The sequence below is a fragment of the Nonomuraea sp. MTCD27 genome (genome assembly GCF_041950495.1).
Classification (GTDB): domain Bacteria; phylum Actinomycetota; class Actinomycetes; order Streptosporangiales; family Streptosporangiaceae; genus Nonomuraea.
In genome coordinates, this window is sequence record NZ_JBGNUW010000001.1 from 781,357 (window position 1) to 793,695 (window position 12,339).

11 protein-coding genes are annotated in these 12,339 nt (G+C 71.4%); 5 read left to right on the forward strand and 6 right to left on the reverse strand.

Translation table 11 applies throughout. The features are described 5' to 3' along the window. Positions 1-34: 34 nt before the first annotated feature. Positions 35-1,063, reverse strand: a complete 1,029-nt coding sequence (locus ACBJ59_RS03600) for a LacI family DNA-binding transcriptional regulator (protein WP_375108716.1) — start codon at positions 1,061-1,063, stop codon at positions 35-37. Between the two features lie 126 nt (positions 1,064-1,189). Here ACBJ59_RS03600 and ACBJ59_RS03605 point away from each other — a divergent pair, with 126 nt between their 5' ends. The 5 genes from ACBJ59_RS03605 to ACBJ59_RS03625 are packed head-to-tail and all read left to right on the forward strand — an operon-like array spanning position 1,190 to position 7,885. Continuing rightward, entirely contained in the window at positions 1,190-3,133 is a 1,944-nt protein-coding gene (locus tag ACBJ59_RS03605) for a glycoside hydrolase family 127 protein (RefSeq protein WP_375108717.1), read from the forward strand. 43 nt (positions 3,134-3,176) lie between these two features. Next, the gene (locus tag ACBJ59_RS03610) at positions 3,177-4,883 is read left to right on the forward strand and encodes a hypothetical protein (protein WP_375108718.1); all 1,707 of its coding nucleotides are present in this window, start codon (positions 3,177-3,179) and stop codon (positions 4,881-4,883) included. Between the two features lie 22 nt (positions 4,884-4,905). Then, a complete protein-coding gene (locus ACBJ59_RS03615; protein ID WP_375108719.1) occupies positions 4,906-6,150 on the forward strand; it encodes an extracellular solute-binding protein in 1,245 nt (414 codons plus the stop codon). Beyond that, positions 6,147-7,082, forward strand: a complete 936-nt coding sequence (locus ACBJ59_RS03620) for a carbohydrate ABC transporter permease (RefSeq protein ID WP_375108720.1) — start codon at positions 6,147-6,149, stop codon at positions 7,080-7,082. The genes ACBJ59_RS03615 and ACBJ59_RS03620 overlap by 4 nt, the downstream gene beginning before the upstream one ends. Beyond that, positions 7,079-7,885 carry a carbohydrate ABC transporter permease gene (locus ACBJ59_RS03625; protein ID WP_375108721.1) on the forward strand — a complete coding sequence of 269 codons (807 nt, stop codon included), beginning with the start codon at positions 7,079-7,081 and terminating at the stop codon, positions 7,883-7,885. Before ACBJ59_RS03620 ends, ACBJ59_RS03625 begins: the two co-directional genes overlap by 4 nt. Before the next feature lie 24 nt (positions 7,886-7,909). Here the strand turns inward: ACBJ59_RS03625 and ACBJ59_RS03630 are convergent, their stop codons facing one another. From ACBJ59_RS03630 to ACBJ59_RS03650, 5 genes are all read right to left on the reverse strand, one after another. Beyond that, positions 7,910-8,929 (reverse strand): ABC transporter substrate-binding protein, encoded by a 1,020-nt coding sequence (locus ACBJ59_RS03630; RefSeq protein WP_375108722.1) that lies wholly within the window; start codon positions 8,927-8,929, stop codon positions 7,910-7,912. 56 nt (positions 8,930-8,985) lie between these two features. Next, positions 8,986-9,801 (reverse strand): ABC transporter permease, encoded by an 816-nt coding sequence (locus tag ACBJ59_RS03635; RefSeq protein ID WP_375108723.1) that lies wholly within the window; start codon positions 9,799-9,801, stop codon positions 8,986-8,988. Then, entirely contained in the window at positions 9,798-10,625 is an 828-nt protein-coding gene (locus ACBJ59_RS03640; protein WP_375108724.1) for an ABC transporter ATP-binding protein, read from the reverse strand. Before ACBJ59_RS03640 ends, ACBJ59_RS03635 begins: the two co-directional genes overlap by 4 nt. Beyond that, positions 10,622-11,542 carry a DUF6282 family protein gene (locus ACBJ59_RS03645; RefSeq protein ID WP_375108725.1) on the reverse strand — a complete coding sequence of 307 codons (921 nt, stop codon included), beginning with the start codon at positions 11,540-11,542 and terminating at the stop codon, positions 10,622-10,624. Before ACBJ59_RS03645 ends, ACBJ59_RS03640 begins: the two co-directional genes overlap by 4 nt. 80 nt (positions 11,543-11,622) lie before the next feature. Then, positions 11,623-12,255, reverse strand: a complete 633-nt coding sequence (locus tag ACBJ59_RS03650) for a GntR family transcriptional regulator (protein ID WP_375108726.1) — start codon at positions 12,253-12,255, stop codon at positions 11,623-11,625. Positions 12,256-12,339: the final 84 nt, after the last annotated feature.

The window sequence follows — 12,339 nt, forward strand, 5'->3', positions numbered from 1 at the left end:
GGAGGCGGCGGTCCCATACCGCCAAGCATAGGAATCACGGGGTTTCGGGCACCAGCGGGACCGTGGTGGACTCGCGGACCACGAGCCGGCAGGGGCGGGCATGGCGGCCCGGTGACGGGTCGCCGTTGATGGCGGCCAGGAGCATCTCGGCCGCCACCCGGCCGAGCCCTTCGAGGTCCATGTCGACGCTGGTCAGCGGCGGCTGGCTGGCCTCGGTCATGACGCCCCAGTTGTCGAACCCGACCAGCGCCACGTCCTGCGGCACCCGCCGCCCCACCGAGCGCAGCGCCTCGGCCACACCCCGCGCGATCTGGTCGCTGCCGCAGAACACCGCGTCGAACTCCGTCCCACCGGCCAGCAGCATCCCCACCGCCTGCCGCCCCCAGACCTCGCTCCACGCCCCGAACAACGCCGGCCCGGCCAGTGAGAGCCCCGCCTCGGCGAGCCGGTCGGCCGCCGCCGTCGCCCGTACGCGGGCCGAATGGTGGTGTTCGGGCCCGGTGACGTGCGCGATGCGGCCGCGGCCGACGGCCAGCAGGTGCTCGACGGCCTTGCGCGCGCCACCCGCCTCGTCGGGCACCACCGAGCAGTCGTCGGGGTCGGTCGAGCTGATGAACGCGTACACCACCGGCACGGGCAGCGACGCGGCGATCGGGGCGCGGGCCTGAGTGCGCCGGCCGGTCACGATGATGCCGTCCACCCGCCGCCCGATCAACGTCTTGACGTGATACTGCTCCCGGATCGGATCATCGCGCCCGTCACACAGGAACACCGACATCTGCCCCGCCCCCAGCGCGTCCTCCGCACCCATCAGCACCGGGATGCTGAACCGCCCGATCGTATCCGTGGTGATCATGCCCACCGTGTACGTACGCCCCGAATGCAGACTCCGCGCCCCCGCGTTCACCTCGAAGTTCAGCTGCCGGGCCGCCTCCCGCACCCGCACCCGCGTCTCCTCCCGCAGCGAACCACGACCGTTGAGAGCCTTGGAGGCCGTGCCCACCGACACCCCCGCCAGCGCCGCGACGTCGGCGATGGTGACGTGCCGCGCCAATTTCCCCATGTTTCCTCCACTTTCCTGAAGCCTTGCCATCTCAACTGTACATCCCGTTGACTACGGGAACAGAGCGTTGCTAGCGTGAGGCAAACGATTTCCTAACTTTCCCGTTTGTCGCGATGAGAGAACCGGATGACTACGCCGAAACCCGCAGGCAACCCCCTGGCCACAGCCGGCCTCCCGCCGGACGCGGGCCCCGCCGTCCCCGGCCCCGGAGCGGTCTCCTCGCTCCGGCCGCTCGGCCTGGACCGGGTGCTGCTGGACGACGGCGGGCTGCTCGGGCAATGGCGGCGGCGCAACGCCGAGCACACGCTGCCGCACTGCCTCGAACGGCTGGAGAGCAGCGGGAACCTGGACAACCTGCGCGCCGCCGCCGGCGACCCGGGCGGGCACGAGTTCGCGGGGATGTGGTTCGCCGACTCCGACGTGTACAAGACCTTGGAGGCCGCGCTCTGGGAGCTGGCCACGCCCGGGGCCGACCCGCGCCTGCGGGACTTCGCCGGTGACACGGTCGCGCTGCTGGCCCGCGCCCAGCAGGCCGACGGCTACCTGAACTCCTACTTCACCGTCGCCGAGCCGGACCAGCGCTGGCTCAAGCCGGTCTGGAGCCATGAGCTCTACTGCGCCGGGCACCTCATCCAGGCCGCCGTCGCCGCGGGGCGGACCGGGACGAGCCCCGAGCTGGTCGAGGTGGCCCGGCGCCTGGCCGACCTGCTGGTGGAGCGGTTCTCGCGGGTGGAGGAGGTGTGCGGGCATCCGGAGATCGAGACCGCGCTGGCCGAGCTCTACCGCCTCACCGGGCACCGCCCCTATCTCGACCTCGCCCGGCGCTTCCTCGACCTGCGCGGCCGGGGCCTGCTCGACCACGGCCGGTTCGGCCCCCGCTACCACCAGGACCACGTGCCGCTGCGCGAGGCGACGGAGGTGGCCGGGCACTCGGTGCGCCAGCTCTACCTGCTGGCGGGCATGGTGGACGTGGCCGTGGAGACCGGCGACCTGGCGCTGCTGGCGGCGGCGGAGCGGTTGTGGGACGACGCCTGCCGCACCAGGACGTACGTGACGGGCGCGCACGGCTCGCGCCACCGCGACGAGGCGTACGGCGACCCGTACGAGCTGCCGCCCGACCGCGCCTACGCCGAGACGTGCGCCTCGATCGCGAGCTTCCACCTCAGCTGGCGCCTGCTGCTGGCCACCGGCCGGGCCCGCTACGCCGACGAGATGGAGCGCGTCCTGCTCAACGCCGTCGCCGCGGCCGTCTCCCAGGACGGCCGGCACTTCTTCTACTCCAACCCGCTGCACCTGCGCACCGGCCACTCCAACGCCGGCGAGGAGGCGGCCGGGCACCGCCTGCCCTGGTACTCGTGCGCCTGCTGCCCGCCCAACATCGCCCGCCTCATGGCCTCCCTGCCCGCCTACCTGGCCACCGGCGACGCGGGCGGCGTGCAGCTCCACCTGTACGCCGGGGCCACGATCGACACCGGCGCGGCCCGGGTGGAGGTGCGCACCTCCTATCCCTGGCAGGGGCGGGTGGAGCTGACCGTGGCCTCGCGGACCGCCGAACCGTGGACGCTGGCGCTCCGCGTGCCGTCCTGGTGCGGCTCCCACACGCTGCTGATCGGCGGCGAACCGGTCGAGGCCTCCCCCGAGGACGGCTACCTGCGCCTGACCAGATCGTGGGGCGACGGGACCGGCGTCGTGCTGGACCTCGCCATGCCCGCCAGGCAGGTACGCCCCCACCCCCGCGTGGACGCCGTGCGCGGCTGCGTCACCCTGGCCCGGGGGCCGCTGGTCTACTGCCTGGAGCAGCACGACCTGCCCGAGGGCACCGTGCTGGAGGACGTGCGCCTGCACCCCCGCGGCCCGCTCAGGACCTCCGGGGGCGACGCGGCCCCCGTCGTGATCACGGCGTCCGGCTCGGCACTCGACGGCGCCGCCGGCGCGCCGCTCTACACCAGCGAGGGCGGCGACGAAACCGCCGGCCCGGCGCTGGCGCTCACCGCCGTCCCCTACTTCCTGTGGGGCAACCGGAGCGAGGGCCCGATGCGGGTCTGGATTCCGGTGGCCGACGCGGGATGACCCACCCAGCCCCTGTCCCTACCAGACAGAGCGAGGTACGTACGTGTCCACCCCCCGACCGAAGCGAACCGCCGCCGTCTTACTGACCGCCGCCATGCTCGCCTGCGGACTGGCGGCACCCGCCCAGGCTGCGGCCGGCGCGACCCTGACCGTCAACGTCGCGCAGCCGTTCCGCCCCGTCACGCACGCCGCCTCCGGCGGCCTGTACGGCCTGGCCGAGAACGGCAGGCCGGCCGACTCGACGCTGCTGCCGATCAAGGTCAACTCGCTGACGCAGCCCGCCCCGGGCGTCGGCCAGCGTCCCAACGGCCAGCCGCCGGGCGGTGACTCGCTGCTGGTGGCGCCGCAGGCCACCCGCGTGGGCGCCGGCCAGTTCATCCGGATGCCGGACATCTACCCCGACTTCCCCTACCGGTGGGTGAGCTGGGACGACTGGCTGGCCAAGGTCACCACCATGGTCAACGCCAGGCTGTCGGCGACCACGGTCACCAACGTGATCGGCTGGGAGCTCTGGAACGAGCCCGACTACACCTGGAACACCGCGGCGGCGGGCAACTTCAACGACGGCTGGGTGCGTACGCACCGGGCGGTCCGCGCCCTCGACCCGCTCACCCCGATCGTCGGCCCGAGCACGGCCACCTACAGCCGCTCCTGGATGCAGGCGTTCCTAACGCGCGCCAGGGACACCGGCACGCTGCCCGACATCATCTGCTGGCACGAGCTGCAGAACCCCACCAGGATCGCCGCCGACCTCGCCGACTACCGCAGCCTGGAGGCGTCGCTGGGCATCAGCCCGCGCCGGATCTCCATCAACGAGTACGCCGCCCCGGCCGAGGTGGACGTGCCCGGCCGGATCGCCAGCTACGTGGCCAAGCTCGAACGCGGCGGCGTGGAGTCCGCGCACCGCGCCTTCTGGTACGAGTACGGCACCATGAACGGCCTGGTCGTGAACAACAACCAGCCGACCGGCACGTGGTGGCTGTACAAGTGGTACGGCGACATGGCCGGCAGCATGGTCACGACCGGCTCGACCACCACGACCGGCCTGGACGGCTTCGCCGCGTACGACGGCACCCGCAGGATCGTCAACGTGGTGTTCGGCAACGAGGCGGGCACCAACACCGTCAACCTGACCGGCCTGGGCGCGCTCGGCTCCAGCGTGCGGGTCACGCTGCTGTCCACCCCCTCCAGCGGCCGCTTCACCGCCGTGACCGCCCCCACCACGGTCTCCACCACCACCCGAACGGTCAGCAACGGCCAGCTGAGCGTGTCGGTGCCGGACATGGTGGCCACCAGCGCCTACCAGCTCGTCGTCGAGCCGGCCTCCGGGGTGCCGGCCTACCAGCAGCGCTACGAGGCCGAGAACGCCTCGGTGTTCCGCGCCCAGCGCCTGACCACCTCCAGCGCGTCCGGCGGCGGGTACGTCGGCCGCATCGACAACTCGGGCACCCCCCGCACCGACAGCTACGTGGACTTCGTCGTCAACGTGCCCACCGCCCGCGCGTACACGATGACCATCGGGTACGCCAACGGCACGGGCGCCACCGCCACCCAGGGCCTGGCCTACAACGGCGGCGCCTGGGGCACGGTCAGCTACCCGCCGACCCCGGCCTGGGGCCAGTTCGGCGCGACGGTCGCCACGACCGTCACGCTCAACGCCGGCTACAACGTGATCCGCCTGGCCAAGGGCTCCCCCTACTTCGCGGGCGGCACCGGATACGCCGAGCTGGACTACATCCAGCTCACCTGACCTTCGAGAGGAAACAACCGACATGGCGAGCTCCGTCCCCGCCCGGCGGGCGGCCTGCCTGGCCCTGGCCGCCGTCACGCTGGCGGCCTGCGGGTCCCCCCAGGACGCCTCCACCTCCGCGCAGCCCTCCGGCGCGTACACCGTCTGGGACCCCTATCCCCAGTTCGACAAGAGCTCGGAGTGGGTGAAGCTGCTGGACAAGTGCGGCACCCAGGCCGGGGTGACGGTCGAGCGGACCGGCTACGACACGACGGACCTGACGAACAAGGCGCTGCTGGCGGCGCAGCAGGGCAACGCGCCCGACGTGCTGATCGTGGACAACCCGGTGGTGTCGACGCTGGCCGAGGCCGGCGTGCTGACGACGACCGAGGAGACCAGGACCGACACCTCGTCGATCGCGCCCAACCTGCTGGCGGCCGGGCAGAGCGGCGGTAAGACGTACGGCGTCCCGATCGGGGCCAACACCCTGGCGCTGTATTACAACAAGGCGGTGCTGGACAAGGCCGGGGTGGACCCCGCGTCGATCAAGGACTGGGCGACGCTGACGGCGGCGCTGGGGAAGGTGAAGGGTGCCGGGAAGAAGGGCATCACGTTCTCGGCGATCGGCACCGAGGAGGGCAGCTTCCAGTTCCTGCCGTGGTTCTGGGGAGCGGGCGCGAACCTCACCAAGCTCGACTCGCCCGAGGGCGTCTCGGCGGTGGCGCTGTGGACCGACTGGGTGAAGAAGGGGTACGCGCCCAACTCCGTGATCAACAACACCCAGACCACCAGCTGGCAGGAGTTCGCCACCGGCGACTTCGCCTTCGCCGAGAACGGCACCTGGCAGCTGGCCAACGCCAAGAAGACCGGCTTCGACTACGGCATCATCCCCATCCCGTCGAAGGCCGGCGGCACGGCGCCCGCGCCGACCGGCGGCGAGTTCGTCAGCGTGCCGGTGCAGTCGGACACCGCCCGCTACGCCACATCGCAGAAGCTGGTGGCCTGCCTGACCAGCGCCGACAACGCCTACACCACCGACACCACCCTGTCCTACATCGCCGCCACCGAGGCGGTGCAGGCCAAGCAGGTCTCCGCCACCCCGGAACTGCAGGTGTGGGTGGACGCGGTCAAGGCGGCCAAGGGCCGTACCAGTGACGATCTCGGCACCAAGTATCCGAAGATCTCCGAGCCGATGTGGGGCGCGGTGCAGGCCGCGCTGAGCGGGTCGAAGCCGCCGCAGGAGGCCATGACGGCGGCGCAGTCGGCGGCGGCGAGCGCCATCCAATGAGCACGCAGATCCCGATGGCTCTGGACCGCACGGCGGCCCGGGGCCATCGGGCCGCACGCCGGAGGTCGGGTCAGTGGGCGGCGTGGGCGTTCCTCGCCCCGGTCGTGGCCTACCTGCTGGTCTTCTACGCCTATCCGTTGTTCCGCAACGTGGAGTTGAGCCTGCGCAGCTACACGGTGCGCTCGTTCGTGCAGGGGGACGCGCCGTTCGCCGGGTTGGCCAACTACGCCAGGGTGTTCGCCGACGCGACGTTCTGGCCGGCGCTGTGGCACACGGTGGTGTTCACGGTGGTGTCGCTGGCCTTCCAGTTCTCGATCGGGCTGGCGCTGGCGGTGTTCTTCAGCCGGAACTTCCGGCTGTCGGCCACGTTGCGGGCGCTGTTCCTGGTGCCGTGGCTGCTGCCGCTGATCGTGTCGGCCTCGACCTGGTCGTGGATGCTCAACAGCGACTCCGGCGTGGTCAACGCCGTACTGGCGTGGTTCGGCATCGGGCCGGTGAACTGGCTGACCTCGCCGGACTGGTCGCTGTGGTCGGTGACCATCGCCAACATCTGGATCGGCATCCCGTTCAACCTGGTGGTGCTGTATTCCGGGCTGCGGGCGATCTCGCCGGACCTCCACGAGGCCGCCGCGCTGGACGGCGCGAACGGCTGGCAGCGGTTCTGGAAGGTGACGTTCCCGCTGCTGCGGCCGGTGTCGGCGATCACCCTCCTGCTCGGCCTGGTCTACACGCTGAAGGTGTTCGACATCATCTGGATCATGACCAAGGGCGGGCCGAGCGGGGCCTCGACCACCTTCGCCACCTGGTCCTACCGGCTCGGGTTCGGCAACCTCGTGCCCTCCTTCGGCCCCGGCGCGGCGGTGGGCAACCTGCTGATCGTGATGGCCCTGGCGTTCGGGCTGATCTACATCAGAAGGCGGGCGGTGACATGAGAGCGCTGAAGAGCGCGGTCGGGCTGGTGCTGACCGCCGTGATGCTGTTCCCGGTCTACTGGATGATCAACGTGTCGTTCACCCGCGACACCGACATGCGCAAGAGCCCGCCCCACTGGTTCCCCGTCAACGGCACGCTGGACGGCTACCGGACGGTGCTGCAGGAGCAGCTGCCCTACCTGGGCACCAGCCTGGTGGTCGGGCTCGGCACCGTGGCGCTGACGCTGCTGCTCGCCGCGCCGGCCGCCTACTCCCTGGCCAAGCTGCGCCCGCGCGGCGGCGCAGCGCTGAGCTTCGTGCTGCTGATCGCCCAGATGATCCCCGGAATCATCATGGCGATGGGCTTCTACGCCATCTTCCTGACCACCGGCGTGCTCAACACCATCCCCGGCCTGATCGTCGCCGACTCCACCCTCGCCGTACCGTTCGCGGTACTCATCCTCACCACCTTCATGTCCGGCATCCCCGAAGAACTGCTCCAGGCGGCCCGCACCGACGGCGCCGGAGTGATACGCACGTTCGTCTCGATCGTGCTGCCCGTCTCCCGCAACGCCCTCATCACCGTCTCGCTGTTCGCGTTCCTGTGGGCATGGTCGGACTTCATCTTCGCCTCCACCCTCGACCAGGGCGGCGACCACCAGCCCATCACCCTCGGCATCTACCACTACATCGGCAACAACAACCAGGAATGGAACGCCATCATGGCCACCGCCGTGATCGCCTCCATCCCCGCCACCATCCTGCTCGTCATCGCCCAGCGCTACGTCGCCGCCGGCGTCACCGCCGGAGCCGTGAAGGACTGAGTCGTGCCCTCGCCCGCTCCCCCGTCACGGCGCGCCGATCCGCAGCGCGGGCGGCACGATCTGCTCGTACGCGGGCAGGTGCTTGACCAGCCCGGTCGCGCGGTGGAAGGCGATGGCCGTGTCGAACGAGGCCCGCGAGAACCCGATCTCCGCCGGGATCTCGGCCCGCATGAGGCCCGGCAGCTCGGCCAGCGCCTTCGGATCGATCCCCTTGAGGTAGACCGTCAGCATCCGGGTGATCTCGGCGGGGTCGGCCTCGTGGATGAAGCGCTGCGCGCGCCCGAGCGCGTTCTGGAAGGCGGCGACCTCCTTGGGCTTCTTGTCGATGATCCGCTGGGTGGTGAACACGACGCCGTGCGCGGTCCGCTCCAGCCCGGGCACGTCGCCGGCGGCGGGCGAGATGAAGCGGGTGCCGATGCCGGCCGCGGCGGCCTGCTGGGCGATCGGCTGGAAGAAGGCCAGCGCGTCCACCCGGCCGGCCTTGAGCGCGCCCAGCGCCGAGGCGGCGGTGCTGCCGAGGTTGACCAGTTCGCAGTCCGTGGCGGAGTTCAGCCCGACCTTCCCGAACAGGTACGTCACCAGCGCCTCGGTCCCGCTGCCCGGCCCCGTGATGCCGATCTTCTTGCCGCGCAGGGCGCGGATGCGCTGGTCGAGCGGATCACCCGCGGCGGCACCGGTGAAGGAGGAGCCGACGACCACGTCCACGTAGTACCGGTCCACCAGGTTGGCCACCAGCCGGCCCTTGTCGTCGATCCTGGCCAGGTTCAGCGCGTCGGTCAGCACGCCGGCGCCCAGGTCGATGCTGCCCGACTTGAGGGCCGCCGCCACCTTCGCGCCGGTGCCGAGCCGGGGCCGCTCGCCGAGCCTGACCCCCTCCTGGGTGAAATAGCCCTTCTGCTCGGCCACGAAGAGCGGGAAGAACGCGACGGAGTTGCTGATCTGGCCGACGTTCAGCACGCCCGGCGGCGTGGTGGAGCTGCGCTGCGCGCAGCCGGTCACGGCCAGGACGAGGGCGGCCAGGACCGGCAGGACCGCGCGCCGCACCGGCCACCTCGCCAGCCACCGCACCGGCCACCGCACCGGCCATCTCACCGGCCGCCTCACTGCTCCGCCCCGATCGGCTTCCACCGGCCGACCCGGCGGTCGAGCAGCCCGACGACCAGGTTCAGCAGGGCCGCGATCACGCTCAGGACGACGAGCGTGGCGAACACCCCGGCGGTGTCGAACTGCGCGGCGGCGTCGTTGATCAGGTAGCCGAGCCCCCGGTTGGAGGCCACCAGCTCGCCGATCACGGCGCCGATGAGGGCGTACGGGATGGCCACCTTGAGCCCGGTGAGCAGGCCGGTCATGGACGACGGGACGACCACCTTGATCATGATCTCCCGCCGGCCGCCGCCCATCAGGCGCACGGCGTCGATCAGGCCGCGGTCCACCTCGCGCACGCCGGCGGCCGTGTTGAGGAAGACGAGGAAGAACACCGTCGCGGCGGCCAGCAGCACCTTCATGTGCATGCCGATGCCGAACCAGACGATGAACAGCGGCGCCAGCGCCACCTTCGGGATCGCGTACAACGCCATGATGAACGGGTCCAGCACCCGGTAGACGGCCTGCGCCGAGGCCAGCAGGAAGCCGGTCAGCGCGCCGGCGACCGCGCCGACCAGGAAGCCGTACACCACCTCCTGCACCGTGATCCAGGTGTTGGACCACAGCGTCCCGTCCTGCTGCCACTGCACCAGGCGGGTCCAGATGTCGCTCGGCCGGCTGGTGAAGGTGATGTCGAACCAGCGCTCGGCGGTCAGCTCCCACGTGACCAGCAGCGCCACCACCAGCGCCGCCCTGGCGGACCAGACCGTGACGGTGCCGCCGTGCCTGCTCCACCAGCTCCGGTCGAGGTTCACCCGCTCGATGGCGGTCATCGCGCTCCCTCCCGCAGTGCCCCGGTCAGCTCGCGGTGCAGGGCCACGAAGACCGGATCCACCCTTAACTCGTCGGCGTCCCTGGGTCTGGGCAGGTCGACGGTCCGGTCGAGCACGATGCGGCCGAGCCGGCCGAGCACCACGACGCGGTCGCCGAGCAGCAGCGCCTCCTCGATGTCGTGGGTCACGAACACCACCGTCTGCCCGCTCTCCCCCCACAGCCGCAGCAGCTCCGCCTGCAAATCGCCGCGGAGCTGGGCGTCGAGCGCGCCGAACGGCTCGTCCATGAGCAGCGTCTCGGGATCGCCGGCCAGCATCCTGGCCAGGCTGACCCGGCGGCGCATCCCGCCGGACAGCTCGCGCGGGTAGTGCCGCTCGAACCCCTGCAGGCCGACCTTCCCGATCAGCTCCGCCGCGCGTTCCCTGCGGCGCTGGGCGGGCACGCCGCCGATCTCCAGGGGCAGCTCGACGTTCTTGTGGACGCTGCGCCACGGCATGAGCGTGTCGGACTGGGTGAGGTAGCCCATCTCCGTACGGGGGCCGCGGACCGGCTCGCCCCGGTAGGTGACCGTGCCGGCGGTCGGCGTGGTGAGGCCGGCGAGCAGGTTGAGCATGGTCGACTTGCCGCAGCCGCTGCGGCCGAGCACGGTGACGAAGCTGCCCTCGGTGATCCGCAGGTCGAAGCCCTGCAGCGCGACGATGCCGACGTCGTCCTTGGCGAACTGCTTGGCCAGGCCGCTGACCTCGATGACCGTATGGTTCCCTGAGCCGTTCTGTGGGCCGTTCCGTGGGCCTTTCCCTGGGCCGTTCCCTGGGGCGCTCATCGGGCGCCCGCCAGCAGGCGGGAGTTGTCGACGGCCATGGTCCTGACGTCCTTCTCGGTGAAGCCCTCGGCCAGCAGCCGGTCGGCGAGCAGGGCGAGGCCGTCCTCGACGGGCGGGTTGAACGGCTGGCCCAGATCGCTGGAGAGCACGGAGTGCTCGGGGCCCACGGCGGCGATGTGCTCGAACCAGGTCTCCCAGGAGACCTTGCCGGAGTGCGGCGTGGTGAAGCAGCGTTCGAGCAGGGCGCCCCGGGTCGCGAGCGCCCGCTGCCGGTCGACGGCGACGCGCTGGGAGGTGAACTCCGGATGGGTGATCACGATGCGCCGCACCCCCTCCGCCACGGCCGCGTCCACCACCGTGTCGATCTCGTCCGCGCTGAGGTGGCCGGTGGCCAGGGTGAGGTCGTGCGCGGCGATCAGCCGCAGCACCTGCCTGGTCGGCTCCGGGACGGCGCCGCCGGGCGCGACCACCTCCACCGGGTCGGCCGCGATCCCCGCCTCCCGCAGCTCGGCCTGGAGCCGGGCCCACATGGGCGGCGTGGCCCCCTCGGGGTCGGTGGCCGTGCAAGCCCGCTGGTTGGCGCTGTCCACGGTGGGCAGCCACACGACCTGGGCACCGCTGCGGGCGGCGATCTCGACGGCGATGGGGTTCATGCCGCCCACGGACGCGTTCAGGGTGATCGCGCCGACCGCCCCGAAGCCGGGCACCGCGGCCCGTACCACCGCCGCCCGCTCCGCTGTGGGGACATAGTGCGACTTGAGGACGAATCCGGCGAGCCCCACCTCGGCGAAGCGGGCCGCGAGGGTGAGGTCGTCGATCCGCCTGCGCATCACGTCGGGCGCCACGTGGATGTGGATGTCGTAGGCGCCCGCGACCAGCTCGCGGGCTCGGGCGGAAGGCTTGGGATGGTCCGGCATGCCTGACCCCTAAAATTGTCGCCATCTTGGTGAAACAAATTGTTAACAATATGGCCGACAACCGTCAAGGGGTCTGGTTCTCATTCCTGGCGGGCCCGCAGCGCCTCGATCACGCCGAGCAGGTGGCGGCGGGCCGCCCGCTCGGCCGCCTCCGGGTCACCGGCGCAGACGGCGTCGATGATGGCCAGGTGCTCGCCCAGCGACACCGCCGGCCGGCCGCGCTGCATGGCCAGCCGGAACTGGTGGCGTACGAGCTGGGCGCGCAGCCGCTCCAGCACGCCGCCCGCGGTGGACTGGCCGCTCAGCTCCCTGATGCGGCGGTGCAGCGCCTGGTTGGCGGCGGAGTAGCCGAGCACGTCGCCCGAGGCGACCGCCTCGGACATCCGCTCGCCCAGCTCGCGCAGCTCGCGGGCCTCCGCCGGGCCCACCCGCTCGGCGGCCTTGGCCGCACACAGGCCCTCGACCACCATGCGCACCTCGGAGATCTCGATGGCCTCCGCCAGGGAGACCGCCCGCACCCGCGCGCCCCGGTTCTGGACCCGCTCCACCAGGCCCTCGTTGGCCAGCTGCAGGAGCGCCGAGCGCACCGAGCTCCGGCTCGCCGAGAACCGCTCCGACAGGTCGGCCTCGACGAGGCGCTGGTCAGGCACGAACTCACCCCGCATGATCCCGTCACGGATCGCGTCGAGCACCGTTCCCGGGTCTGTGGACACGTTCCCTCTCTCAGATTGTCAACAATCATGTAGCCCATATCGTAACGACGATTGGCGTCCATGAGGTTGCCGTCAAGAGGGAGG